This window comes from Pantoea sp. B65, assembly GCF_047308185.1.
Classification (GTDB): domain Bacteria; phylum Pseudomonadota; class Gammaproteobacteria; order Enterobacterales; family Enterobacteriaceae; genus Erwinia.
On the sequence record NZ_JAHXPU010000041.1, the window covers coordinates 127,478 to 153,238 of the forward strand.

Below are 25,761 nucleotides of genomic sequence, written 5' to 3' on the forward strand. Positions count from 1 at the left end.
GGGGGACATACTCAGAGTACAGACAACGGGTAGTTATTTCTTGCCGCTGCTCCGTCCCCCTTTTTCACCTGCTTTGGAAGCACGCTGCGGGTCATTTTTAAAATTGCCACCGCTGCTTTTGCCTCCTTTACGGCCAGCTTCTGATGCTCTCTCACGGTCTTCAGCGAAATTACCAGAGCCTCCACGATGTTCTGCCATTTCTTACCTCCGAATAGTTAAGCCATCATATTGCTAACGCCCTCTCCGCCTGCGGCGAAAGGGGGTGGCGGAATCGGGTAATCATCTGCCCGTTGGTTATCGCCACCTGTTCCAGTTTAGACGAAACGCGCGCTTTTCAGCCTTTTATTTATATTTAGAAACAAACAATCAACTAAAAAATGCCGTTACTGCCGCAGACTTCACTTAACTCTTTCTAAGCATTATTGAAATTTCCGCCGCTGAAATCATGCTCTTTGCCGCCAGCGCCGCGCCGGCAGCCAGACGCAGCAAGCTGCCATTTCTCTTCTATACTCTAATAATGGCCTCATCAATCGCATAACTGTGCAGGAGAACTATGATGGCAAAACCACAACCCCGTCCGGCAAAAGATGATCCAAAGAATGCGCCAGAATCTGGCGACAAAATGCCGCAGAAGCCCCGGAAAAAACTCTGAATCACTCGCTGGCCCTCCCCGGGCCAGCGAGTTTTTTTATCTCCACTTATCAGCAAACTACGGAGTTAATTAATGGCGAAGATTCTCGTGCTCTACTATTCAATGTACGGACATATTGAAACCATGGCCAAAGCGGTCGCTGAAGGCGCCAGCAAAGTAAGCGGTGCAGAGGTAACGGTGAAACGCGTTCCGGAAACCATGGACGCAGAACGCTTTGCACAAGTGGGCGGAAAAGCACAGCAAGAGGCTGTCGCCACGCCGGAAGAGTTACCGCAGTACGACGCCATTATCTTCGGCACCCCAACGCGTTTTGGCAATATGGCAGGCCAGATGCGTACCTTCCTCGATCGCACCGGCGGGTTATGGGCCTCAGGCGCGTTGTACGGCAAGCTGGCCAGCGTGTTTGCCTCAACCGGCACTGGCGGCGGTCAGGAACATACGATCTCTTCCACCTGGACCACCTTAGCGCATCACGGTATGGTAATTGTCCCCATTGGCTATGCGGCGAAAGAGCTGTTTGATGTCAGCAAAGTGCGCGGCGGTACGCCTTACGGCGCCACAACCATTGCGGGTGGTGACGGTTCACGTCAGCCCAGTGAAGAAGAACTCAATATTGCCCGCTATCAGGGCGAATATGTTGCCGGTCTGGCAATCAAACTTAACGGCTAATCTCACCTTTCAGGAGGTAATCATGGCAACGCAACAATCGAAAGCACATCGTGTAGGAGAATGGGCAAGCCTGCGTCACACCTCGCCAGAAATCGCCGAAGCGATTTTTGAAGTGGCAGCGTATGACGAAATACTCGCTGAAAAAATCTGGGAACAACAAGGCAGCGATGACGTATTACTGCGCGCCTTTGAGAAAACCGATAAAGACGTACTGACGTGGGACGATAAAGTGGTCAACCGTAAAAATGTCTGACACGTCTGCGTCCGGGCGGGAGCCCCCGCCCGCAAAGCTATTTTCTGCAAATCAATGACCAGGGAGAGAATCCATGTCATATCAGACCATCAATCCGGCAAATAATAAACTGATTAAATCCTGGCCGGAACATAGCCCGCAACAGGTTGAACAGGCGCTGGATACGGCGGCAAAACTGTATCAGTCTGCATGGTGTAAAGGTGATATCCAGCCGCGCCTGCAGGTACTGAAAAAGCTGGCCGACCTTATCGACAGCCGTGTTGATGAACTGGCAAAAATCGCCAGCGTCGAAATGGGGAAACTGATTAATCAGAGCCGCGGCGAAGTTAAACTTTGTGCGCAAATTGCCCGTTACTATGCGGAAAATGCCGGACGTTTTCTGCAATCCACGCGCTACCCCAGCGATCTTGGTGAAGCCTGGGTGGAAAACCATCCAATTGGCGTGATTATGGCGGTGGAGCCGTGGAATTTCCCTTACTATCAACTGATGCGGGTACTGGCGCCTAATCTTGCCGCCGGTAATCCGGTGCTGGCCAAACATGCGGGGATTGTGCCGCACTGCGCCAGTATCTTTGAGCAGTTAGTCCTCGATGCCGGTGCGCCCAAAGGCGCATGGACCAATATGTTTATCTCTACCGCCCAGGTTGCAGAACTGATCGCTGACGATCGCGTGCAGGGCGCCGCCCTTACCGGTTCGGAAAAAGCGGGCAGCATTGTCGCCGCTCAGGCTGCAAAATACCTGAAAAAATCGACGCTGGAACTGGGGGGGAATGATGTTTTTGTCGTGCTGGATGACTGCAATCTCGATGAAGCCGTCCGGCAAGGCGCACAGGCGCGACTGAATAATGCCGGCCAGGTGTGTACTGCCGCGAAGCGCTTTGTGGTGCAACAGAAAGTAGCCGATGCCTTCCTTGAGAAATTTACTGCGGCATTTAAAGCGGTGAAAATTGGCGATCCGCTGGATGAAAGCACCACCTTAGGCCCGCTCTCTTCCGCCGCTGCGCGCGACAGTCTGGTGCAACAGGTTCAGGCGGCAGTCGATAATGGCGCCACACTGCATTTTGGCGGTAGTGCGCTGGAAGGTGAAGGCTGCTTCTATCAGCCGACCATTCTCACCAATATTACCCGCGCTAATCCGGCGTATTTTGAAGAGTTCTTTGGCCCGGTGGCGCAGATTTACGTAGTGAAAGATGATGATGAAGTGGTGAAACTGGCTAACGATTCCCACTACGGCCTGGGTGGCTCAGTATTTACCAGCAATATCGAGCGCGGTAAAAAACTGGCTTCGCGGATTGAAACCGGCATGGTATATATCAACTCAATGACCGATACCGCGCCGGAACTGCCTTTTGGTGGGGTGAAACGTTCCGGCTTTGGCCGTGAACTGTCCGATCTCGGTATCAAAGAGTTTGTAAATCAGAAGCTGGTAGTCGTGGCGAAAGCATAGAACGCGATCGCTGGCAGGATTTCATTGCCAGAAATATCAGGGGCCGACAATTTGTCGGCCCCTTTTTTAGCCATTGCGCTAATCAGCACTGCGGCGACATTACTGCGCTTTTGGCGCTTCAGCGGCTTTCGGCTGGTCGGCCTGTGGCTTAGCCGCGTCGGCTTTGTCTGCTGCGGCTTTATCGGCAGCCGCTTTATCGGCGGCAGCTTTATCCGCAGCCGCTTTATCCGCAGCGGCCTGAGCAGCGGCGGCTTTATCTGCCGTAACCTTCTCCTCAGCGGCTTTCGCCTGTGCCGCTTTATCTGCTGCAGCCTTCTCAGCCGCGGCTTTATCGGCGTCAGCTTTAGCTGCAGCCGCTTTATCGGCGGCGACTTTTGCTTCGTCCTGCGCCGGCGCAGCGGCTGGTACGACGGCAGGTTTAGGCGCAGCCTGTTGCATTGCCGTGCCCTGCACCGCGCTATTCAGCACTTGCGAAAACTGCTCCCATGAACAGAAACCATTGGCATCGGTCTCACATCCCTGCATCTGCAGCGTCACGCGCTGTGGCGGATTCTTCAGCGACAGCGGCTCAGCATCACGCAACTGCTCAGAACTCTGGTAAACGTACTCCACTTTTACCAGGTCTTTGTTATTTTTACTGTCATGCCAGCGTTCAAAAACAATCTGACCACCAATTGGCGTGCGCTCATTCTGGCCCGGTAGCTCGTACGGCTTCACATTCAGCGCGGTCAGCAGTGAAGCAATATTGGAGTCATGTCCCACCATCAGCGTAACTTTTGGCGCCGTCGCTTTGTCCTGATCGATCAGCTGACTGCGGATATAATCCACCAGTGGCGCGGCAACATTGCGTGCGATGTCAGGTGACGTAAACAGGGCATCCTGATAGCCATTTTTAATCGCTGACAGCTCTTTCCATTGATCTGCGCTCTTAATTTGCCCCCATGCCACCTGCTCCATAGGGAAACCTTCGTAGTACTGCAGAGTGAAGGCATCAACCAGCGAGTTGCCCACCCGCAGGGGTCCGGCTACGCCAGGCTCTTCACCATTATTCGCTTTAAATTTATCCTGATTGTCGCCGCTCAGGCTGCACTGCTTGTTATCCTTACAGGCTGGCGCATTTTTATAATCAATGATTTTTTCCAGACGCTGGAAAGCTGGCTTCAGGCTCAGTTTCTCACCGGCGGCATTCATCGCCGTCAGCGCTTTCTTATTGAACTCTTCGCTGCCATCGGTAATCACCGGATTGAAGATCGGGTCCATGGTGCCCATCTCATCCTGATGGGTTACTGCGATATCGCAGCCAGGGAAAGCACCATTAATAAAGAACTGGGCGGTAGCAACCGTACGCTGCAGGCTGTTGGCATAGGCAAAAACATCATCGGATGCCGGACATTCACCGTTTTTTACCAGCCCCTGCTGCGCCAGCCATTCACGGGTATAGTGCCCCATATAAACTTCCAGCACGCCACCTTTGGTGGTGAGCTGACCACCGGGAACATCCCACTGCGGCCAGGCTTTTTTTGTGGATTGCTCTAACACACTGCCATTATCCGCCAGCGGGGCACGCAGGTTATGGCGACTCATCATCAATACTTGCTGTAACTGCAAATCACCATCCGCGGCCCAGGCGGAAAACCCGGTGGGTAAAGTGGCCAGTACGGACAACGCGCAGAGAGTATATTTTTTGATCATTGTGCTTTTCCATTAATTCAGATGATAAACATCCTGGCTATCAAACACGCTGTCCACCACTGGACAGCAAAAATATCGGAACATCATAACCTGCCCAGTTCCGAAAAGCCCCGGACGTTTGTAGTAGCGTATTAATGTTAGCAATATAGCAGACTCTGGCTGCTACGGTTTAGTACCAATAGCAGATTGAAAAGCAACAGGATGTTTTTCAGAATCAGGCAGGTCACGCTGCTGCGTCGTGATTTCGCGCGGGCAGACGCTTTACCCGCGCGCATCGCCTGCTTCAGCCTGAACTCAGCCGCTGCGCCAGCTGGCGTAACTCATCGGCAATCTGCTGCAGATCCTGCTGCTGTCCGACCTGCGGACCGGTGGAGTGACGCACAATCAGCCTGGCCGGCAAAATGGACGACGAACGCTGAACCTCGCTGTCGCTGGCGCTGAGGATCCGCCGCACCGCCTCTTTCCCCTGCAGGTCAAGATCCAGTGAAACGGTGGTTAGCGCCGGATGAAAGAAAGAGCTTTCATAGGTATCGTCATAGCCAATGACTGATTTCTGTCCCGGAATGCTCAGGTGATTTTGATGAAAAGCACTGAGAACCCCCAGCGCCATCTGATCGTTGCCTACCAGTACCGCGGAAAAACCCGGCGTTTCACGCAACATCTGCCACGCGCCAGCATAACCACTCTGCGCATCCCAGTTGCCGTGCAGGGTAATGACCGGACTCAGGCCATAACTGTTAAGCGTCTCCTGCCAGCTTTTCAGGCGCAAATTGGCCGACACCGAATTTTTTGGCCCGGCCAGCAAAGCAATATCACGATGACCTAACTCATATAAATACCTGACGCTGGCGCGGGTACCGTCTGCCGGATTAAATGAGACATTAAACACCGAACAATAGGGATCAACATCGAGAAACAGACAGATAATATCGTCATTGTCCGCGGCGATTTTCTCCGCCTGCGCGGTCTCCAGCGGCACGTTAATGATAACCTTATCCACCAGCTGGGACTTGAGCTCGTTGATAGAATCCTGGATGCTATGAGTGACGTTCTCATCGATCATCGAGATCAGCACCTGATACTGCTCATCATTGGCGTAACGCTTTACTGCCGCCGCCACTTGTGAAGGCGCATGCAGCGCCAGCGAAATAGTCACCAGTCCAACCGTGCGACTCTGTTTGCCCACCAGTTGTTGCGCCAGCCGGTTCGGCACATAACGCAACAACTCAATTGATTGTTCTACCTTGCGGCGCGTGGCCTCAGACACATTGGCGGATTTATTCAGTACCCTGGAAACAGTCTGGTAAGACACGCCGGCATGGCGGGCAACATCCTCTAATGTAGTACTCTTCGACTTCATCTTCCGATTCCCTGCTGTTTTTCTCTGTTGATTGTATCAGGCACTTAGCGGCCAACATAGCTGGTGATACGCCGGACAGCATAACGCCAACAAAAGATATTCGTTCACAATTAAAAATCAGGTGATCCCGATCACCAGTCGTTACAAAAACACCTGATTTATTTGCACTAACTCACAATATCTTAATAAACAAATTGTGTGATTTCATCGTTAGCTCTTTTATAGCATCACAATTGTGAACGTAATACAAAAACAAAAGAGGCAATCATGAACACTAAACTCCACACAGTCGCCGTCGCCTTAGCGCTGGCTTTAAGCTCTGGCTCTGTTTTTGCTGTCGATGGCATCGACTTTCACGGCTATTTCCGCTCGGGCGTCGGCGCATCAAGTGATGGCGGCATCGCTGAGTATCAGAAAAACAAAGTGGGCCGTCTGGGTAATGAAGCCGATACCTATGGTGAAATTGAACTGGGTTCGGAAGTGTATAAAAAGAATGATGTCAGCTTCTATCTCGACACCATGGTCAGCATGGTCTCCGATGGCTCTAACGACAGCGAATCGACGCTGAATGACGATGCGCAGTTTGGTTTACGCCAGCTCAACCTGCAAATCAAAGGATTGATCCCCAACGATCCGAATGCGGTGATCTGGGGGGGTAAACGCTACTACCAGCGCCATGACCTGCACATCATTGATACCAAGTACTGGAATATTTCCGGCTCCGGCGCCGGGATTGAAAACTACAGCTTTGGACCCGGCGCCGTCTCAGTGGCGTGGATCCGTGGCGACGGCAACGATGTCGATTACCGTGTCGATAATGACAATGACCTTAACGTCAACTATATCGACGTACGCTATGCCGGCCTGAAGCCGTGGAGCGGTGCCTGGACCGAGTTTGGCGTCGACTACGCGATGCCAAACCCAACTAATAAGCAAAAAGAGTATGGTGGCCTGTACGACGCGGAAAATGGGGTCATGCTGACCGGTGAGATCAGCCAGGATATGTTTGGCGGCTACAATAAAACCGTACTGCAGTACGCCAATAAGGGACTGGCGCAGAATATGATCTCGCAGGGGGGTGGCTGGTATGATGTCTGGCACAATACCGAGGATGCCACCGGCTACCGCTTAATTAACACCGGACTGATCCCGATTACCGAGAAGTTTTCCCTTAACCATGTCCTGACATGGGGATCGGCTGACAAGACTAACGACCAGATTAATGATAGTAGCCTGCTGTCGCTGGTCGGACGCGGACAGTATCAGTTTACGCAATACGTGCGTGCGATTGGCGAAGTGGGTACTTTCTATCAGAAAGATAACAATAAAGATGGCAGCCATTATAAGCAGGCCGGTCAGAAATATACGCTGGCGTTGGGATTAGCCGATGGTCCGGAGTTTATGTCACGGCCGGAATTGCGCGTTTTCGCCTCTTATTTAAATGATTCTGAAGATGGTAAATCATTTAAGGACGGCACAGCCAATAACACCTGGAACTTTGGTGTGCAGGTTGAAGCCTGGTGGTAAATTTTTTCATGCAGTAACCCATCATTTATTTGTGTCTGTTATTTAACTTATTTAATCGCCATACGATTATCGCTATTTCTCCTGTCCTTGTTTGCTATTGATAACCACCGCAGGGTGGTTATCATTTTTTTATCTTTAATCTTTAACCGAAAAACGCTTCTCCAGCAGTTTACGTAAATTATCCGACTGCGTGCCAAAGATTGCGTGTACCTCCTGCCCGAGAATAATCACCCCTAAGGCCCCCGCCCGTTGTAATCCTTCCGAATCCACCTGCGCCAGGTTTTTAACCGTTACCCGCAGACGGGTAATACAGGCGTCAACTTTAATAATATTGTCACGACCACCAAATCCCTGCATTAATGCCTGCAGGTACTCACTGTCGATACTGTTATCTTCCGGTGCGGTTTTCTGCTGGGAGAAATAATGGATAAATGACTTGAGACTGACCATCGTTATTTCCTCATCTTAACCATAAAAAAAAGCCCGCTCAGATAGAGCGGGCGTGACGGGTAGAACGGTTATTTCAGGCGACGCGACAGTACCCGACTGCCCCATGGCTGCAGGGTAATTTCGCCTTCGACGGCGCTTAAGTCGGTCATATCGGTATACACCTGCGGCAGGGTTAATTTCTGCGCCTGGTTACTGTAATTCTGTACAATAATAAACGCCTGCTCGCCATCATCACGGCTGTGCGCCGTCACCCCTGGCGGGAATGTCGTATCCATGGCGCGCGGCAGCTGGAGCCCGGCGATCAGCGAGCCAAAGAAGTCACGCTGGAAAGCCAGATCGTTGCGCGAAGCGATATACCAGGCTTTACCTTTGCCTTGCTGATTAACGGTGACCGCCGGCATACCGGCATAGAAATCACTGTCGTAACTGGCCAGCGCCTGCGCGCCTTCCAGATGAATCAATTCACAAAGATGACGCGTCTGATACGGCCCGGTTAATCCGGCGACATTGCCGCTGATGCCAGTGACGCTATTGCTTTCATCATCGGCCAGACAGTCAATCTCCTCCGCGCGGATGCCCATTACGCCACGCAAAGGTCCGGGGAAACCGCCGAGATGACAAAGATCGGACTGATTAACAATACCGCTCCAGTAAGTGGTGACGAACTGGCCTCCCTGACTGACAAAATCTTCCACTCTGGCAGCAAAACCTTCGCGCACCATATACAACAGCGGCGCAATCACCAGTTGATAACCGGAGAGATCGCAATCGGCATTGATCACATCCACCGCAATGCCCTGTTCCCAGAACGGTCGGTAGTGTTCAGCCACGGTTTTTTCGTATTCCATACCGCAGTTGCGCGGGCCCTGCGCATCATCCATCGCCCAGCGGCTTTCCCAGTCAAAAATAATCGCCACGCGGGCATCAACCCGGCTGCCGCTGACGGCGCTCATACAGCCGAGAATCCGCCCAAGCTCAGTCACTTCACGGCCGACACGGGTATCCAGTCCGCCATAGTGATCGATCACCGCACCGTGAAACTTCTCGACCGAACCCCGGCTTTTACGCCACTGAAAGTACTGCACCGAATCAGCACCGTGCGCCACTGCCTGCAGCGAGGAGAGAATATGCATACCCGGCTTCTTCAGCTTGCTGGTCGGCTGCCAGTTGGTCACGCTCGGCGTCGACTCCATCAGTACAAAAGGCTGGCCCTGTTTCAGGGTGCGCATCAGGTCATGGAACATCGCGGTATAGCAGGCCAGCGTAGTTTCATCCTGCTGGCTGTGCCACATTGGATAACTATCCCACGAGATAAAATCAATCGCCTGCGACAGCTGCCAGTAATCATAGTCGTAGAAATATTCCATAAAGTTGGTGGTCGCGGGCAGTTGCGGATTGGCCGCTTTCAGCGGTGCAATCTCCCGACGGCAGAAATCCGTTACCTGCGCGGTATTAAAGCGCCGCCAGTCCAGATTCAGGCCATGGATTGACGCCTCTCCCTGGGGGGCGGGCGACTCAATCTGTGACCAGTCGCTATAGGTGTGGCTCCAGAAAGTGCTCCACCAGGCTTCATTCAGCGCCGCCAGCGTTTTATAGCGCTGCTGTAACCAGAGGCGGAACTGCGCCTGACAACCGTCGCAGTGGCATTCACCACCGTACTCATTGGAAATATGCCAGCCAATCACCGCCGGATGATAAGCATAACGACTGGCCAGTTGCTGGTTGATCTCAGCCACTTTGCGGCGATAGACCGGCGACGACAAGCAGTGGTTATGGCGGCCGCCGTGCAGCGCTGCCACCCGGTTACGGCCAACGCGCAGTACTTCCGGATACTTTTGCGACATCCATGCCGGACGTGCGCCGCTGGGCGTCGCCAGATAGACCCAGATCCCCTGCTGGTGTAATTTATCCAGCACCTCATCCAGCCAGCCGAAAGTATATTTTCCCTCTTCCGGCTCCAGCATTGCCCAGCTAAAAATACCCACAGACATCACATTACAGTTTGCCTGCTTCATCATCTTTAAATCGTCTTCCACCACCCCGGAATAATTAAACCATTGCTCAGGGTTATAGTCTGCGCCATGCAGCAGGCCATTTACCCTGGCACTTAAAGGAGGAAACTTGTTCATGAATTTTCCTTACAAGAAGAAAACACAGCACAGAACGCATCTGATGCTAATACAGGTTAATTAAATACTTTTACTGAAGGCAGCACTTTCCCCTGGCAGTCAAATAACGCCTGGTTCTCCCTGGCATTCCCTTCCTTCCATTCATCGCTGATATATTTCATTCCCGCTTTACTGGCCCAACCGGCACCCGATACGGCAATCCAGGCCGGCTCCCAGTAAAAAATGCCCTTGCCGCGCTGACCCGGCACGTCAATAATGCTTTGCATCAAATTGTGGATATAATCAGCCTGCCCCTGTACCGTCGCCGGATACCCCCCCTCTTTCGCCTCTTTGGCATTAAAACTATTTTCTGCATCATCACAGTTTTGCAGGCTGTAACCGTAAGCCGCCTCTACCACAATCACATCTTTGTTATAGCGCTTGCTGATATCATCCATATTCAGTTTCAGTGCGCTGATCGGGCCATCCCAGTAGGTGTAAAGCGACAGGCCAATCACATCGAACGGCACATTGCGTTTGGTTATTTCATCAAACCACCAGCGGAACGTATCATTGCGCGTACCTTTGGCGAGGTGCAGCATAATTTTCACCTGCGCTGGCGAGTCCAGATTCTCGCGTACGCCGTCAATTGCTGCGGTTAGCAGCCCGGCCAGCCGGTCGAACTCGCCGCCGCCTTCGCCCCAGCTTTTCCCTTCCGGCCATAAAATGCCGCTATTAATTTCATTCCCGATCTGCACCATATCCGGCAATACCCCCTGCTGCTTAAAGGTGGCAATGGTGTCGCGGGTATAGTCATGAAGGGTGGTTTTCAACCGGGCATAGTCCATCTGTTGCCAGGCTTTCGGCTTAAACTGCTTACCCGGGTCGGTCCAGAAATCACTGTAATGGAAGTCAAGCAGCAGCTTCATCCCCTGCGCCTTAACCCGCTTCGCCAGCGCCAGCGTGGTCGCCAGATCGTTGTTGCCACCGCCATAAGCACTGCCGGCGCTGTCTTTTGGATCCACCCACAGACGCAGACGCACATAATTGACGCCATTATGTTTAAGGATGGTTAAGGCATCCTGCGCCTGATTATTCTGGTCATAGAATTTACCGCCGTGTTTTTCCACTTCAGCAAGCGTGGAAATATCCACCCCTTTGATAAAGTCAGCGGGCTGATTCAGCAGCGGCCTGACCGTTACTGTATCGGCGGCAAAAAGAGGTGACGACAGTAAACCAGCCAGGCAGAGGCTTAATAAAGTCGGTTTTATATTCATCTTATTATCCTTTGGTACTTCCCGAGGTCAGACCGGAAACAAAGTACTTCTGTAATGCCAGATAGAGAATCGCTACTGGCACCGCAATAAGTACCGCTCCTGCGGCATAGGTGGTATAACTGGCGCCCATTTTTTGCGCCACCAGGTTATACAGGCCAATCGGCAGGGTATATTTATCCGGCGTACGCAAAATGGTACTCGACAAAATAAAATCGCCGAGCGGGCCGGTAAAAGAGAACAGCGCAACTACCGCAATAATCGGCTTCGACAGCGGCATAATAATTTCAATAAAAATACGGAAATTACTGGCCCCATCCATGCGTGCAGACTCATCAAGATCTTTTGGAATCGCATCCAGATACCCTTTCATCAGGTAGGTGTTCATCGGAATCATCCCGGCGACATAGATCAACACCAGCGCCAGATGGCTGTTAATCAGACCCAGCAGCTGCGACAATACAAAGATGGCAATCAGTGCCGAAAACTGAGGGATCATCTGCAGCAGTAAGAACAGCATCAACCCGTTCTGTCGTCCTTTAAACCGAAAACGTGAAAAGGCATAGGCGGTAAAACTGACGCTGATTAAAGTCAGCACCATGGTCAGGAAACTGATCTTCATTGAGTTCCAGTACCAGGTCATATAGTTAACCTGGCCGTTAAACAGATCGGCATAGTGCTGGAATGAGAGATTTTGCGGAATAATCGAACTACTCAGCAAGCTGTTACCGGCATTAAGCGATGCGCCAATGGTCCAAATCAGTGGATAAATAATAATGGTGGAGACCAGAATAATCACCAGCCATGAAAGTGATAAACGAATCCACTTCTCTTTTCGGATACTGCGGGAGTGTGCCATATTGTTACCCTTAAGCCATATCATCATTTTTAAATGACTTCGTGGCGCGGAATTGCCATAACGCCAGGCCAACCACAAAGATGGAAAGTAATATGGTAATGGTTGCCGCAATCGCATATTGCGATGAGGACATGGTTAACTTATAGATCCATGAAACCAAAATATCCGTCCCCCCCGCATTCGAACCTGCCACCGCCGGGCCGCCGTTATTAAACAAATAGATAATATTGAAGTTATTAAAGTTAAAGGTGTATTGCGTAATAATGATCGGCGCAATTGAATACAGCACCAGCGGCAAAGTGATGGTGGTTAATTTCGTCCAGCTGCCGGCGCCGTCCATGGTAGCCGCTTCATACAAATCATCGGGGATCGCCTGCAGCACCCCGGTAGTCATGGCGAAGACAAACGGAAAGCCCAGCCAGGTCTGCATCATAATTAATGCGGTCTTCGTCCAGAAGGGATCGGTCATCCAGGCTTTTGGCGCAATCCCAAAAAAGTCGAGGATGGCATTGTTAATGACGCCAAAACTATCATTAAACATCCCGGCAAAGACCAGAATGGTGACAAAGCCCGGTACCGCCCATGGCAGGATAAAGATAGTGCGAATCAGTGGTTTGAAGCGTAAATCCTTCTGATTCACCAGAATAGCCAGCAGCACCCCAACGGTACACTGCAGGGTAGTCGCTAACAGTGTCCAGACCACCGTCCACTGCAGCACATCGAGGAAAGTAGAACGCCAGATAGCAAGGGTAAAAATATTGATAAAGTTTTTAAACCCGACCCAATCCACCAGCTTCGCCGGCGGCGTGTGGTAAAGGTTGTAGTTGGTAAAGGCAATGGAAAAGCCAAACAGGATCGGGAAGATCACCACAAATACCAGCAGGATAAATCCCGGGGTGATCATCAGGTACGGGAAACCTTCACTCAGTAACATCTGGTACTGTTTGCGCACACTATTCAGCGCAAAGCCATCATCGCGTTTTTTGCCATTGATCCATGCATCGCGCAGTGACAGGCCATAAATGGCCACGCCAAATGCAAGGATCAACAGTGTGATAATACCTTCTGCCAGCAGGAAAATAGAGTTATCACGCGGCACTTCCTCACCGAGGGTATATAGCCCCCACAGACCCTCAGCGAGAAAATCGTGAAAAACACCGATAAAACTGCTGAGCAGCAGCAGAAAGATCAGCCCTTTCGCCCACTGTCGGTTATAAAACTGACCGAAGCCAGGTATCAGAGCACATGCCAGCGCGGCAATCGCGTAGCGGCTGCGGCCCTTACCGGCGGTTAAATTGTCACTGGGACTAAGAATCACACACTGCTCCTTCTATATCACGGGAGGGAAACCTCCCGTTCAGCTGGCAAATACCAACGGTATTACTGGTTGCTGGCCTTCATCGCTTCGATCTGCATATGTATCTGCTTCACCGCGTCATCCAGCGCCGCTTTCGGCTGCTGTTTACCGGTGACGCTCAGTTCCAGCGCCGAGTTGGCCGGCCCCCAGACTTCCTGCATTTCCGGCACGCCCGGCATCGCGGTGGCCAGAGCCGCCTGAACCGCTACCGCGCTGGCTTTGTCATCATTTTTAATCAGCGGATCGTCAATCATCGCCGTCAGTGCCGGGATCTCTTTGGTCACCTCATAACGGGTTTTCACATATGCCGGCTGATTAATAAATTCGATAAACTTCTGTGCCAGCGCATGATCTTTACTCCAGGTAGAGACCACATAACCTTTCACGCCGAGGAAAGAACTCATGCTTTTACCATTGGCCAGTTTTGGCAACGGTGCGACACCGTAATTAATCCCGGCATCAGCATAGGGCTGGAAAGCCCATGGACCGTTTATCACCGCCGCCGCTTTTTTCTCGGTAAACAGCGAGTCGATAGCATTCAGTCCGCTGTCGCCAATAATCCCGGAGGGGAATAAACCATCGGCATAAAATTTCTTCACATAGGTCACCGCCTCTACGCTGCCGGCGGTATTGAGACCGACATCCTGGGTATTCAGCCCGCCTTTGCCGTTTTTGCCAAAGATATAGCCGCCCATAGGGGAGATAACGCCCCAGCTGTAATAGATCTGGTCAAATTTCGCTAACAGGCCGTATTTATTCTCTGCACGCTGCTGCTTTGAGAAGGCATAATATTCATCCAGCGTGGTCAGCGGTTTTGGCAGCAGATCTTTGTTGTAGATCAGCACCAGGGTTTCCACCGCTTTCGGCAAACCGTAAAGGGTGTTATTCATGGTAAAAGCATTGATCGACGATGGCGTAAATGCCCGGGTTTCAGCCTCCGGCACTTTCAGCGGTGACAGCAGTCCCTGCACCACCGCCGCGCCCAGTTGATCGTTAGGGATCACCAGCACATCGGGGCCGATACCCGCCGGACCATCCAGACGCAGCTTTTCAATCTGCTGGGCGTAAGGCATCTCCTGCACATTAACTTTTACGTGGTACTGCTTTTCGAAATCAGTCACCGCCTGTTTAATACCCACCGATTTCTTAATGTCTTCCCAGACCGTCAGCTGCTGATCCGCTGCGCTGGCAATAAAGCTGGCAAACTGGCCGGCAACGAGGGTAGTCAATACCAGAGCGGTTATCTTTTTGGTTTTCATTATCTGCCTCATGTGAAGGTATTACATTTTTAACCATAACGTCTTAATTAGCAAATGACGTAACAGCCTCAATCTCACTGCCTGTGCCACTGTCAGCGCATCCGCAGGCGACAACTGATTTTGTTATACGCTACCCTTACAATACTGTTTATTCTATACAATTATCGCTATTGTGTGATCCTGATTGCAGAAATGAAAAGCAGCGATAGGGCAGGAAAATCAGCGCAGTTATAGTCATTACACGCTTTTCAGACACTCCGGCAGCGACAAGAATAATTGTTATACGTAATACAAAAATTACCATAACAACCTGCTTCGTCGCTGCCTGTCGGTTAACTTTTGAGGATTGAGGCATGTCGAGTATCAGATTAAGGAATGTGACCAAGCGTTTTGACAAAGTGGTAACGCTGCACGATATCAACCTCGATATTGAGAGCGGTGAATTTACCGTGTTTGTCGGTCCATCCGGCTGTGGCAAATCCACCCTACTGCGGATGATTGCCGGTCTGGAAGAGATCAGTGATGGCGACGTGCTGATTGGCGATGAGCGGGTCAATGATGTCGCCCCCGCCCATCGTGGCGTGGCAATGGTGTTTCAGTCTTACGCGCTCTATCCCCATATGACGGTGGCGGAAAATATGGGATACGGTCTGAAAGTCAATGGCATGCCCAAAAATGAGATTCGCCATCAGGTGGAGATGGTAGCGAAAACCTTGCAACTCTCCCATCTGCTGGACCGCAAGCCAAAGCAACTTTCCGGCGGGCAGCGTCAGCGTACTGCCATTGGACGCGCCATCGTGCGTAATCCGAAGGTATTTATGTTTGATGAACCGCTCTCCAACCTCGATGCCGAGCTGCGCGTTGATATGCGACTGCATATTGCCAAACTGCATCAGGAGCTGAAAACCACCATGGTGTATGTCACTCACGATCAGGTTGAGGCAATGACCCTGGCAGACAAAATTGTCGTAATGAATTACGGCAAGGTGGAGCAGATGGGCTCGCCGATGGCGCTCTACTACAACCCGGTCAATAAGTTTGTCGCCGGCTTTATTGGTTCGCCAAAGATGAATTTCCTGCCCGCCACTGTCGTAAGCTGGCAGCCGGAGACGCTTACGGTAACCATCGATAGCGCAACAACGCTGGTACTACCGATCCACAGCCGTGAAGTCGGCATCGGTGAAAGTGTGACGCTGGGTATTCGCCCGGAGCATCTGACCACCACCAGCGACTCGCCACTGCGTCTCGATTTTCACTGCGAAGTCGTGGAGCGCCTCGGCAACAACACCTATCTGTTCGGACAGTGCCATGGTCATGACGGTTTTAAAATGTTGTTACCGGGGGATGTGCACTTTAAGCCCTATCAAAAACTGCAGCCCGGTTTCAGCGCCAGTCAGTGTCTGGTGTTTAACGCGGCAGGTGAGCGCATCAGCGCCGACTTACCGGTGCCAGCCCATTAAGTTGTATAAGGATCTGAAATGACCATTTTAGTCACCGGCGGTGCCGGCTATATCGGTTCCCATACCGTGCTGGCATTGCTGGAACGGGGTGAGGATGTGGTGGTAGTGGATAATTTGTCGAACGCTTCGGCAGAATCATTACGGCGGGTGGCCGCGCTGACCGGTAAAGCAGCAACATTTTGCCAGGGTGATATTCGCGATATCGCCTGCCTTAATGCGCTGTTTAGCCAGCATCCGATTACCCGCGTTATTCATTTTGCCGGACTAAAAGCCGTCGGCGAATCCACCCGTAAACCGCTGGAGTATTACCAGAATAATGTTGCCGGCACGCTGGTGTTGCTGGAGGCGATGCGCCAGGCGGATGTCCGGCAGCTGATATTTAGTTCATCGGCGACGGTATATGGCGCAGACTCACCGGTCCCGTACCGCGAAACAATGCCGACAGGCGGTACCAGCAGCCCGTATGGCAGCTCCAAATTTATGGTTGAACAGATCCTGCAAGACTTCGCCCGGGCCAATGCGCACTTTGCGATTATCGCGCTGCGTTATTTCAATCCGGTAGGCGCCCACCCTTCTGGCCGCATTGGCGAAGATCCGCTGGGAATACCTAATAATCTGCTGCCCTATATTGCCCAGGTGGCAGTCGGTAAGCGGGAAAAACTGGGGGTTTTTGGTGCGGATTTCCCTACCCGGGACGGCACCGGCGTACGTGACTATATTCATGTGATGGATGTTGCCGCAGGGCATCTGGCTGCCATGGACCATTTACCGCAGATTAGCGCTTTCGAGGCTTACAATCTTGGCGCGGGGGTCGGTTACACCGTACTGGAGATGGTTAATGCCTTTGAGCAGGCTTCCGGCGTAAAGATCCCATATCAGATTTTGCCGCGACGTGATGGCGATCTGGCCGCATTCTGGGCTGATGTGCATCGGGCAAAACAGCAGCTTGGCTGGCAGGTAACACGTGATATTCATCAGATGATGCAAGATTTATGGCGCTGGCAGAAAAATAATCCGCATGGTTATGCGGTCGGAGAGTAGTATCGCAGAGAGTCTGAACAGGACTGTTCATGGCGTAAGTGGGAGTAAAGATGGCGGAGGAGGAGAGATTCGAACTCTCGAACGGTTTCCCGTCGCCGGTTTTCAAGACCGGTGCCTTCAGCCACTCGGCCACCCCTCCGCAGACTTTATTACTAAAGCCATCTTAAAACCCTGTAATACACGGCTCAGGTCTTCAAGATGCGTAGCAGTGTAATGGGTTGATTGTGGGAGAGCAACAGGCAAATAACGCGATTGTTACTGACCGCCGAAAATATGCGCTAATTGCCTGTCTTTTAAGTTGTTATGCTGAAAAAGTGTGCTTTCCGCCATCAGAAATTATTTATTCGCGGCCAGCGTTTCCCCATCTTCGTTCCACTTTGCGTGAAATCTGTACGCCAGAAATAGTGGCAACGCCGATAGCGCTACATACAGACCGGCATAGACGAACCCATAAGGAATAACCGCGTTAATAATTGCCGGGGTTAAGCCGCCAAAGATTGAGGACGCCAGATTATAACCCAGCCCCAGCGCCACATCCCGATCGCCCGCCGTCTGCCACAATACAGCCGCCAGATTGGCCAGAATCAGTGCGCTAATAAAAGACAGCACTAACGCCGCCAGCGCCATCACTAACCATGACTGACTGTCCATTAACCAATAGAGTGGTATCGCCAGTAGTAACAAAGAGACGACGCCCCGGTTATAGGCTTTCTGTGGATCAGAAAACTTATCCACCCAGATAGCTACGGCAGCCAGCATTAACATTAATAACAGCGAATTAATAATCGGGTAAAAAGCCTTTAGCTCACCTATCAGCAGAGCGTTACCAATTAACGTGCTGGCCATATTTTGTACATAAAATACCACCGAGCCAGTGATGGTCAGCATGAAAATAAGTAAAACATGTTTATTCAGCAGACTCCTTCTCCGTTTTGCCCTCGCCTCTGGCGCCTGAAAAGGCAGACGCGTACGAAACCAAAAGCAGATAACGACATTCAGTCCACCAATCAACAATGGTATACGCCAGCCATACTCCAGCATTTGGCTATCACTAAGCACCATGTTCAGTACTAATACAATGCTGAGGGAAGCGACCACCCCCACCAGAGAGCTGCCGACAATCAGGGCGCTGATTCTGGCCGATTCATTCTGCCGGGCATCGCGCAGCAGATAATTAATCACCGTGGGATATTCGCCGCCAAAAGAAAATGCCTGCAACATTTGCAGTAGCAGAAAGGCAAAAACCACCGCATGACCGGCAAAATTGACCGGCATAAATGCCATGGCGAAGGTGGCAACGCCGGTTAAGCTACTGGTAACAATCAACGCCGCTTTCCTGCCCTTCTTTTCTGCATAGCGGGCAATCAGAATCCCCCCCAGTGGCCGGATAAGGAAGCGTAGAGCAAATATTCCCCATACCATAGCGCTGCCATGCCGCACACCGTGCTGTTCAAACAGCACTGACAACCATCCCGATATCGCCGCATAGACGGCAATATCGTAATACTCCATCGCATTACCCGCGACAACCGCAATCCTTTGCTTCCATCTCATTTAATGTTCCTCGATAATCTCGACCAGATTCCCGTCCGGATCGGCGGTAAAAAAATAGTCAAACGCACCGATCCTCGCGGTTCGGTTTTGCTCACAGGCGTAGCCATGTTGTTCAAGACACTGTCTGATTGCCGCTAAATCCGTAGTCATTAAGGCAATATGCGTGATACCGGTAGTGGTGACTTTTTTTGGCCGGCAATATTCCGGCGCAATTGTTTTGAAATTAAACAATTCAATAATGCCTGCCATCCCACCCAGCCATAAAATGGTGCATTGACCATCTTCATATTTCTTCTGGCTGATAAAACCCAGCAGAGAATAGAAACCCCGGGATTTCTCTATATCACGGCAGGTCACCGATATATGATGCAGTTTGCCAGACATGCCTGAATGACCCCATGCTGATTTAAGATATCAAACAGAGCTGAATTAGGGTGGTACTGACAGCCCGCTTTTTGCTTTATATTATCAATCCTGTGTCGTTCTACTTTCACGCTACAATGATGGGCATAAGCAATCTCCTTTACCGAACGACACATCAGTAACTGACGCAGAGTATCAATTTCAAGATCGGTAAATACCAGATGACCAAACTGCCATTTTTTAAGCTGAAATGTATCCCGAGGCTGTGCTGTATAGCGATTGGCAGAGACAGCATCTCGCAAAGGAAGCGCCAGTTCATCCTGCCGTTTATGGTACAAACTGCTTGCCACTGCGCTGAGTCTGGGCTTGAGGGAAAAAAGACGGCAAATATTATTAAAATCAATATCATAATTACAACTTAATGACATAATTTCATAACAATCGCCATGGCGTGTACAGATATCGATTTTAGTTTTTCTATCAGGTAAAAATTTTTTAAGGATCGCGGTATGAGCATAATCATAGGATTGCCAGGTCTTTACCCCTGGTATCAGTCGCTGCTGCATTCCTTTATCGAGATTGCACGCCCAATAATTAAGATGCCATTGGTAATTGGTCGAAAAAGCGATAACTTTCGCTAATGACGTATCGACAAAAGAAAATGAAACATCCTGATTATCTGGATCAAGAACATGCCGAATTGCATCGCTAAATAATAGTGATGCACGAGCTCGCTGCGGGGTATTAATCTCCATAGCAACCCTCCTTGATTGCAAGGCTAATCATATTCATGATAATTATATTAGAATAAAAATAACCATTCAGACCTAATCATAATTGATTAATGCAACTACGCAATTAAAAAATCGCATTATTGTCGATTAACATAGATTTTAATTATTGTCCAGAGGGAGATTTAGCCTCTGTCACCAACGATAAACTGGCGGCATATTATCAGGCATCAGCGGAACACAATAAAGGGTCAGCACCAGGGTAACAAAATAAAATATAATTATTAGATAGGTAACGAAATACCACAAACAACAGAAGGGATAACGAAGAGAACAGAATCAGGTTGGGATTTCAGGTCTGGCAGAACGCTAAGAGAAGATGGCGGAGGAGGAGAGATTCGAACTCTCGAACGGTTTCCCGTCGCCGGTTTTCAAGACCGGTGCCTTCAGCCACTCGGCCACCCCTCCGCAATGAGGCGCACTATAAACATGTGTCTGAGTATTGTAAAGCCTGTTTTGATTCGTTCGGCTGAAAAATCGCCAACTGCGGTTTTTTTGACGCAATTATCACCATCGCGCGCGGATAATCAGCAGTTTAACGCGTAAAGAAGGGTAAAACGGCTTCCTTTGTGGCGTCCCACTGCCTATTGTTATAACGATATTTGTGACCTGATAAGAGGCGCTTTATGGATCGCATTGTTACTTCCACACGCGAAAGTTCGCTAATAAGTACGAATAAAGTTCTGCGCAATACCTACTTCCTGCTTGGCATGACGTTGACCTTTTCGGCCATTACGGCAACCGCCAGCACCGTATTCGCCCTGCCTGCGCCAGGTTTGATCCTGATGCTGGTTGGCTTCTACGGCTTGATGTTTCTGACGCATAAACTGGCTAATAGCCCGGCAGGTATTCTGGCGGCCTTTGCCTTTACCGGTTTCCTTGGCTACTGCCTGGGTCCGATTCTGAACAGCTTCCTCAGCGCCGGGATGGGCGATGTGATTGCGCTGGCTCTGGGCGGTACGGCATTAGTGTTCTTTTGCTGTTCAGCCTATGTCCTGACAACGCGCAAAGATATGTCCTTCCTTGGCGGCATGATGATGGCCGGCTTTGTAGTGCTGCTGGTCGCGGTTGTCGCTAACCTGTTCCTGCAAATCCCGGCGCTGCATCTGGCGATCAGTGCGATGTTTATTCTGTTCTCCGCCGGTGCCATTCTGTGGGAAACCAGTAATATCATCCACGGTGGGGAAACCAACTACATCCGCGCCACCGTCAGCCTGTATGTCTCGCTGTACAATATCTTTATTAGCCTGTTGAGTATTCTCGGCTTTGCCCGTAGCAACTAACCAGGCCTGATGTACAGAAATAAAGCCCCGCTTGCGGGGCTTTATTTTTGCCGGCGAAAAAGTTTGCTAAACTGCGCAGCGTAAACCGTAAATGAGGCAATAGCGTGTTATTTGAAGGTAAAGAGATTGCGCGCGACGCGCAGGGTTATCTGCAGCAGGTCAGCGACTGGAGCGAGGCGCTGGCATTGCAGATCGCCACGGAAGAACAGATCGAAATGACCGATGCGCACTGGGAAGTGGTGCGCTTTGTGCGTGAGTTTTATCTCGAGTTCAATACCTCACCGGCGGTGCGCATGCTGGTAAAAGCCATGGCGCAGAAATTTGGCGAAGAGAAAGGCAACAGCCGCTATCTGTTCCGTCTGTTTCCTGAAGGCCCGGCAAAGCAGGCCACCAAAATCGCCGGCCTGCCCAGACCGGTCAAATGTCTGTGAATTAACGCGTCGTAAAGCTGCGCGGCAACTCAGCAGGTTGGTGCGGCTCAGTCAGCACTTTGTCTACCCGCGCGCTGCGTGGCCCTCCGGCTTTCAGCCACGCCAGCAGCGTATCAACCTGTTGCTGCGCGCCGCATGCCAGCACCTCTACACTGCCATCATCCAGGTTACGCGCATAGCCGGTGAGTCCCAGCGTTTTTGCCTGCGCCTGCGTGGTATAGCGAAAACCCACTCCCTGCACCATGCCATACACCCAGCATTTGATACAAATATCATTGTCTTCATTTGCCATAAGTCACCTTATTAACCGGGAAAGCAGAATAAGTGTAACAGTACGCGCCGGTTTTTGGCGCGCGATAACACTTTAGCGCTGCTCTGATTCAGGTTCCACATGCCATTTCTCCGGCGCTGCCAATGTGTAAAGCCATGCAATCCCAAAGGCAGTATATCGTATCGAGTCATAATCATTTAAAAACACACTCGCCGGGAACATATCATGCAAAAAAAACAAAAAAAAGGTTGATAGACCATAAAAATAAATACTAGCTTGTATCGCTCCCACATAAACAATAAAAGCCCTCACCAGGGAAAACATTAACATCCCCCACCGTCGTTCTACTGCTAACCCCAGCTGATAGATAAAAACAAAAATTATTAGCGAAACAGCATAATATATTATAACTACCCACCAGGACTTTGTGGTGAGCGCCACATCTTCCCATGATGTTACCGCGGGGATAATCTCTGTCATTATTCCTCCCCAGCTTTAATTTTATATATCGATATATTGGTATTTAAAAAACCGGCCACTTCAGCCGGCAGCGCGGGTTTGCCCATAGCCTGCCAGCCATGGATATAGTCAGAATGAATGTGCCGAAACAATTTCCACGATTTTTCCCGGCTCAGCAGTATCTTTTGCGTAGCGCCATATGCTGTCAGGGCTAAATCCACGGCGGCATACGCCATATCGGCATCGTCATGTCCATAACCTAACCTGCCAGCGGCATAACGCCAGGCATCGCGCACGCTACCGGACCGCTCTTCACGCAATAACAGATAGTGGCCATTCTCATAAACATTATTTGCCCCGTGTAATAGCACCGGTAACCCGTAGCCGGCACATGCCGCGCCCAGTGAAACGACACATACGCCAATCCCGGCCATCATCTGTGCCCCGCCGCCGACAAAGCCCACCTGTTTTAGGGTTATTTTATACTGACGCTCCCTCTCGACTATCAGATAGAGTTTTAGCCGATCGGTGGTTAACGCCATATCCTGCTGGTGCAGCTCATCGATCTCTTTCTGCAACTGTTCAATCCCCCAGCGATAACTCTGGCAATGGATAACAATCTGTTGTTGTATTTCATTAATTAATTGTTCTACATCGAAATAGAATTCTGATGAATTATATCGCAGGTATTTTATTGAAAGATCATGAACCAGCCTTCTTAGCTCACTTATCCTCGCTTCGAACGCTTCCTTATTTTTATTAAGCGAAAACATAACGCCTCCTGATATCCATTTTCAGTTATCATTATGTTAATAATAACAGCAGATATGAGCAACCCTGCCTGATTAATAGTGCGACAGATATAACACTGTCGAGAGCAGTGCCTGATGAATCAAATAATTTGCTGACTATGCACTAACCGGGGATCATTTAGCCCGACAGTATCATGGCCCCTGCTCCCCCATGGCATCGCGCCAGTGTCATTTGGAATTGCAATTTTGCGGCCAGCACCGGACAATGACGGCAAATTTTCTGCAGGTAAACATCGCAAAATATGAGCGTTCGTCTGATTCTCGCTAAGGGCCGTGAAAAGTCCCTGTTACGTCGTCATCCATGGGTGTTCTCCGGTGCGGTTGCGCGCCTGGAAGGTAAAGCCTCCAGTGGCGAAACCATTGATGTCTGTGACAGCCAGGGTAAATGGCTGGCACGTGCCGCCTGGTCACCGCAGTCACAAATTCGCGCACGCGTCTGGAGCTGGCAACCAGACGAGTCTGTCGATATCGATTTCTTTGTCCGTCGTCTGCAGGCGGCCCAACTACTGCGTGACTGGCTGGCCCGACGCGATGATCTCGATAGTTACCGACTGATTGCCGGTGAATCAGACGGCATGCCGGGGGTGACCATCGACCGCTTTGGCAACTTCCTGGTATTGCAGCTACTGTCTGCCGGCGCCGAGTATCAGCGCGCCGCGCTGATTTCAGCTCTGACGCACTGCTATCCGGATTGTGCTATTTACGATCGCTCAGATGTCGCCGTGCGGAAAAAAGAGGGGCTGGAACTGACGCAAGGGGTGGTATTAGGTGAACTGCCACCGCCGCTACTGGCGATTACCGAACATGGTATGAAGCTGCTGGTGGATATCCAGACCGGCCATAAAACCGGCTATTACCTCGATCAACGCGACAGTCGTCTGGCAACCCGGCGTTATGCTCAGGATCGCCGGGTGCTTAACTGTTTCTCTTACACCGGCGGTTTTGCCGTTTCCGCTCTGATGGGTGGCTGCCGCGAAGTGATCAGTGTCGATACCTCGCAGAGTGCGCTCGACATCGCGAAACAGAATGTCGAACTCAATGGCCTGGACGTCAGCAAAGCACAGTTCTTACGTGATGACGTATTTAAATTGCTGCGTACCTATCGCGATAGCGGCGAGAAATTCGATCTGATCGTAATGGATCCGCCGAAGTTCGTTGAAAACAAGAATCAGCTGGCCGGTGCCTGCCGCGGTTACAAAGATATTAATATGCTGGCGATGCAGCTACTCAATCCGGGGGGCATGTTGCTGACGTTTTCCTGCTCAGGTTTAATGCCAACTGATTTATTTCAAAAAATCATCGCTGACGCCGCCCTTGATGCGCACCGTGATGTACAATTTATAGAGCAGTTCCGCCAGGCGGCGGATCATCCGGTGATCGCCAGTTATCCTGAAGGTATGTATCTGAAGGGCTTTGCCTGCCGCGTGCTGTGACTTGAAAACAAGGTCCCTGTCCCCATATCGGTGTCAGGGCAATGTTTCTCAGGAGGTCACTATGATTGCCAGTAAATTTGGTATCGGCCAGCAGGTCCGCCACAGGCTGTTGGGGTACCTGGGAGTAGTGGTTGATGTCGATCCGGAATACTCATTAGCGGAGCCAGTGATTGACGAGGTGGCAGAAAGCGCCGAGCTGCGCGCCGCTCCCTGGTATCACGTAATAATGGAAGATGATAACGGACAACCGATTCATACCTATCTGGCTGAGTCGCAGTTATCCTGGGAAACGCCGGGGGAGCATCCCGAGCAGCCCTCCCTTGATGCGCTGGCGGCATCTATTCGTCAACAGCTGCAAGCGCCGCGCCTGCGCCATTAAACAGAACCCCGCCAGCGCGGGGTTTTTTGTCAGGCCTTTTCCAGACCTAAGCGTGGAATTTCAATTTTCGGACAGCGATCCATCACCACTTGCAGCCCTGACTCACCGGCCAGCACTGCCGCCTGCTCATTGATTACGCCAATCTGCAGCCACAGAGCTTTAGCGCCAATAGCAATCGCTTCCTGCGCTATGCCCCAGGCCGCCTCAGAGTTGCGAAACACATCGACCATATCGATCGAATGCGGGATTTCCGCCAGCGAACCATAAACCTGCTGACCCAACAGCTGTTGCCCGGCCAGTTTCGGGCTTACAGGTGTTACCTGATATCCCTGTGACAACAGATAGGCCATCACGCCATAGCTCGGGCGCGCCGGGTTATCGCTGGCGCCTACCAGCGCGATACGCTTCGTTGAGGTCAGCACATCAGCGATTGTTTGATCGTTCATATCCCACTCCTGTTGCGATGAATGCAAACATTTTAGATTATCTGTGGTCAGAAGAAGAGGAATAAACTGGCGTTGAGCTTTTTATGGATTAACAGCACGAATAAATATGTTCAAATGTTAATATGCTGCCA

26 protein-coding genes and 2 tRNA genes are annotated in these 25,761 nt (G+C 50.9%); 10 read left to right on the forward strand and 18 right to left on the reverse strand.

The window, feature by feature from the left end; translation table 11 throughout:
- Positions 1 to 33: 33 nt before the first annotated feature.
- Complete coding sequence (locus JWF83_RS20935; RefSeq protein WP_071590531.1) at positions 34 to 198, reverse strand: general stress protein; 165 nt, start codon at positions 196 to 198, stop codon at positions 34 to 36.
- Between the two features lie 526 nt (positions 199 to 724).
- On the opposite strand from JWF83_RS20935, the gene wrbA reads away from it, so the two are divergent.
- The 3 genes from wrbA to JWF83_RS20950 all read left to right on the forward strand — a co-directional run bounded on the left by wrbA (position 725) and on the right by JWF83_RS20950 (position 3,021).
- A complete protein-coding gene (gene wrbA, locus JWF83_RS20940; RefSeq protein WP_413652357.1) occupies positions 725 to 1,321 on the forward strand; it encodes an NAD(P)H:quinone oxidoreductase in 597 nt (198 codons plus the stop codon).
- Between the two features lie 22 nt (positions 1,322 to 1,343).
- Positions 1,344 to 1,574, forward strand: a complete 231-nt coding sequence (locus tag JWF83_RS20945; protein WP_413652358.1) for a YccJ family protein — start codon at positions 1,344 to 1,346, stop codon at positions 1,572 to 1,574.
- A gap of 73 nt (positions 1,575 to 1,647) precedes the next feature.
- Positions 1,648 to 3,021 carry an NAD-dependent succinate-semialdehyde dehydrogenase gene (locus tag JWF83_RS20950; RefSeq protein WP_413652359.1) on the forward strand — a complete coding sequence of 458 codons (1,374 nt, stop codon included), beginning with the start codon at positions 1,648 to 1,650 and terminating at the stop codon, positions 3,019 to 3,021.
- A 99-nt stretch (positions 3,022 to 3,120) separates the two neighbouring features.
- Here the strand turns inward: JWF83_RS20950 and agp are convergent, their stop codons facing one another.
- Both agp and JWF83_RS20960 read right to left on the reverse strand, forming a co-directional pair.
- A complete protein-coding gene (agp, locus tag JWF83_RS20955; protein ID WP_413652361.1) occupies positions 3,121 to 4,713 on the reverse strand; it encodes a bifunctional glucose-1-phosphatase/inositol phosphatase in 1,593 nt (530 codons plus the stop codon).
- Positions 4,714 to 4,996: 283 nt separating this feature from the next.
- Positions 4,997 to 6,073 carry a LacI family DNA-binding transcriptional regulator gene (locus tag JWF83_RS20960; protein ID WP_413652363.1) on the reverse strand — a complete coding sequence of 359 codons (1,077 nt, stop codon included), beginning with the start codon at positions 6,071 to 6,073 and terminating at the stop codon, positions 4,997 to 4,999.
- Positions 6,074 to 6,340: 267 nt separating this feature from the next.
- On the opposite strand from JWF83_RS20960, the gene JWF83_RS20965 reads away from it, so the two are divergent.
- The gene (locus tag JWF83_RS20965; RefSeq protein ID WP_413652364.1) at positions 6,341 to 7,600 is read left to right on the forward strand and encodes a maltoporin; all 1,260 of its coding nucleotides are present in this window, start codon (positions 6,341 to 6,343) and stop codon (positions 7,598 to 7,600) included.
- 135 nt (positions 7,601 to 7,735) lie between these two features.
- Here the strand turns inward: JWF83_RS20965 and JWF83_RS20970 are convergent, their stop codons facing one another.
- From JWF83_RS20970 to JWF83_RS20995, 6 genes are all read right to left on the reverse strand, one after another.
- The gene (locus JWF83_RS20970) at positions 7,736 to 8,050 is read right to left on the reverse strand and encodes a glucose PTS transporter subunit EIIB (RefSeq protein ID WP_413652366.1); all 315 of its coding nucleotides are present in this window, start codon (positions 8,048 to 8,050) and stop codon (positions 7,736 to 7,738) included.
- Positions 8,051 to 8,118: 68 nt separating this feature from the next.
- Complete coding sequence (locus JWF83_RS20975; RefSeq protein WP_413652368.1) at positions 8,119 to 10,179, reverse strand: beta-galactosidase; 2,061 nt, start codon at positions 10,177 to 10,179, stop codon at positions 8,119 to 8,121.
- 56 nt (positions 10,180 to 10,235) lie between these two features.
- Complete coding sequence (locus JWF83_RS20980) at positions 10,236 to 11,435, reverse strand: arabinogalactan endo-beta-1,4-galactanase (protein ID WP_413652370.1); 1,200 nt, start codon at positions 11,433 to 11,435, stop codon at positions 10,236 to 10,238.
- 4 nt (positions 11,436 to 11,439) lie between these two features.
- Complete coding sequence (locus JWF83_RS20985; protein ID WP_413652371.1) at positions 11,440 to 12,291, reverse strand: sugar ABC transporter permease; 852 nt, start codon at positions 12,289 to 12,291, stop codon at positions 11,440 to 11,442.
- 10 nt (positions 12,292 to 12,301) lie between these two features.
- Positions 12,302 to 13,552, reverse strand: coding sequence for a carbohydrate ABC transporter permease (locus tag JWF83_RS20990; protein ID WP_413652486.1), 1,251 nt, complete (start codon positions 13,550 to 13,552; stop codon positions 12,302 to 12,304).
- A gap of 119 nt (positions 13,553 to 13,671) precedes the next feature.
- On the reverse strand, positions 13,672 to 14,907 hold the full coding sequence (locus JWF83_RS20995; RefSeq protein ID WP_413652373.1) for an extracellular solute-binding protein: 1,236 nt from the start codon (positions 14,905 to 14,907) through the stop codon (positions 13,672 to 13,674).
- Positions 14,908 to 15,260: 353 nt separating this feature from the next.
- Here JWF83_RS20995 and JWF83_RS21000 point away from each other — a divergent pair, with 353 nt between their 5' ends.
- Together JWF83_RS21000 and galE are read left to right on the forward strand one after the other, a co-directional pair.
- A complete protein-coding gene (locus tag JWF83_RS21000; RefSeq protein WP_413652375.1) occupies positions 15,261 to 16,367 on the forward strand; it encodes an ABC transporter ATP-binding protein in 1,107 nt (368 codons plus the stop codon).
- 18 nt (positions 16,368 to 16,385) lie between these two features.
- Positions 16,386 to 17,408: a UDP-glucose 4-epimerase GalE gene (gene galE, locus JWF83_RS21005; protein ID WP_413652377.1), complete on the forward strand. Its 1,023-nt coding sequence runs from the start codon at positions 16,386 to 16,388 to the stop codon at positions 17,406 to 17,408.
- A 51-nt stretch (positions 17,409 to 17,459) separates the two neighbouring features.
- On the opposite strand, the gene JWF83_RS21010 is transcribed toward galE, so the two are convergent.
- The 5 genes from JWF83_RS21010 to JWF83_RS21030 form a co-directional block, all read right to left on the reverse strand.
- Positions 17,460 to 17,547: transfer RNA gene (locus JWF83_RS21010), tRNA-Ser, on the reverse strand.
- Positions 17,548 to 17,744: 197 nt separating this feature from the next.
- Positions 17,745 to 18,962: an MFS transporter gene (locus JWF83_RS21015; RefSeq protein ID WP_413652379.1), complete on the reverse strand. Its 1,218-nt coding sequence runs from the start codon at positions 18,960 to 18,962 to the stop codon at positions 17,745 to 17,747.
- Positions 18,963 to 19,346, reverse strand: a complete 384-nt coding sequence (locus JWF83_RS21020; protein ID WP_413652380.1) for a VOC family protein — start codon at positions 19,344 to 19,346, stop codon at positions 18,963 to 18,965. It abuts the gene before it with no gap.
- Positions 19,316 to 20,080, reverse strand: coding sequence for a hypothetical protein (locus JWF83_RS21025; protein WP_413652382.1), 765 nt, complete (start codon positions 20,078 to 20,080; stop codon positions 19,316 to 19,318). Before JWF83_RS21025 ends, JWF83_RS21020 begins: the two co-directional genes overlap by 31 nt.
- Before the next feature lie 356 nt (positions 20,081 to 20,436).
- Positions 20,437 to 20,524: transfer RNA gene (locus JWF83_RS21030), tRNA-Ser, on the reverse strand.
- A 218-nt stretch (positions 20,525 to 20,742) separates the two neighbouring features.
- Between JWF83_RS21030 and yccA the strand changes: the two genes are divergently transcribed.
- Complete coding sequence (gene yccA, locus JWF83_RS21035; RefSeq protein ID WP_413652383.1) at positions 20,743 to 21,399, forward strand: FtsH protease modulator YccA; 657 nt, start codon at positions 20,743 to 20,745, stop codon at positions 21,397 to 21,399.
- A 104-nt stretch (positions 21,400 to 21,503) separates the two neighbouring features.
- Positions 21,504 to 21,830 (forward strand): sulfurtransferase TusE, encoded by a 327-nt coding sequence (tusE, locus tag JWF83_RS21040; protein ID WP_413652384.1) that lies wholly within the window; start codon positions 21,504 to 21,506, stop codon positions 21,828 to 21,830.
- Position 21,831: 1 nt separating this feature from the next.
- Here tusE and yccX read toward each other — a convergent pair whose 3' ends face one another.
- The 3 genes from yccX to JWF83_RS21055 all read right to left on the reverse strand — a co-directional run bounded on the left by yccX (position 21,832) and on the right by JWF83_RS21055 (position 23,333).
- A complete protein-coding gene (yccX, locus tag JWF83_RS21045; RefSeq protein WP_413652386.1) occupies positions 21,832 to 22,122 on the reverse strand; it encodes an acylphosphatase in 291 nt (96 codons plus the stop codon).
- 72 nt (positions 22,123 to 22,194) lie between these two features.
- Positions 22,195 to 22,581, reverse strand: coding sequence for a hypothetical protein (locus tag JWF83_RS21050; protein ID WP_413652387.1), 387 nt, complete (start codon positions 22,579 to 22,581; stop codon positions 22,195 to 22,197).
- On the reverse strand, positions 22,581 to 23,333 hold the full coding sequence (locus JWF83_RS21055) for a DUF4225 domain-containing protein (RefSeq protein ID WP_413652389.1): 753 nt from the start codon (positions 23,331 to 23,333) through the stop codon (positions 22,581 to 22,583). The genes JWF83_RS21050 and JWF83_RS21055 overlap by 1 nt, the downstream gene beginning before the upstream one ends.
- A gap of 281 nt (positions 23,334 to 23,614) precedes the next feature.
- Here JWF83_RS21055 and rlmI point away from each other — a divergent pair, with 281 nt between their 5' ends.
- Positions 23,615 to 24,805, forward strand: coding sequence for a 23S rRNA (cytosine(1962)-C(5))-methyltransferase RlmI (gene rlmI / locus JWF83_RS21060; protein ID WP_413652390.1), 1,191 nt, complete (start codon positions 23,615 to 23,617; stop codon positions 24,803 to 24,805).
- Between the two features lie 61 nt (positions 24,806 to 24,866).
- On the forward strand, positions 24,867 to 25,184 hold the full coding sequence (gene hspQ / locus JWF83_RS21065; protein WP_413652392.1) for a heat shock protein HspQ: 318 nt from the start codon (positions 24,867 to 24,869) through the stop codon (positions 25,182 to 25,184).
- 29 nt (positions 25,185 to 25,213) lie between these two features.
- Here the strand turns inward: hspQ and JWF83_RS21070 are convergent, their stop codons facing one another.
- Complete coding sequence (locus tag JWF83_RS21070; RefSeq protein WP_413652394.1) at positions 25,214 to 25,630, reverse strand: CoA-binding protein; 417 nt, start codon at positions 25,628 to 25,630, stop codon at positions 25,214 to 25,216.
- Positions 25,631 to 25,761 lie beyond the last annotated feature (131 nt).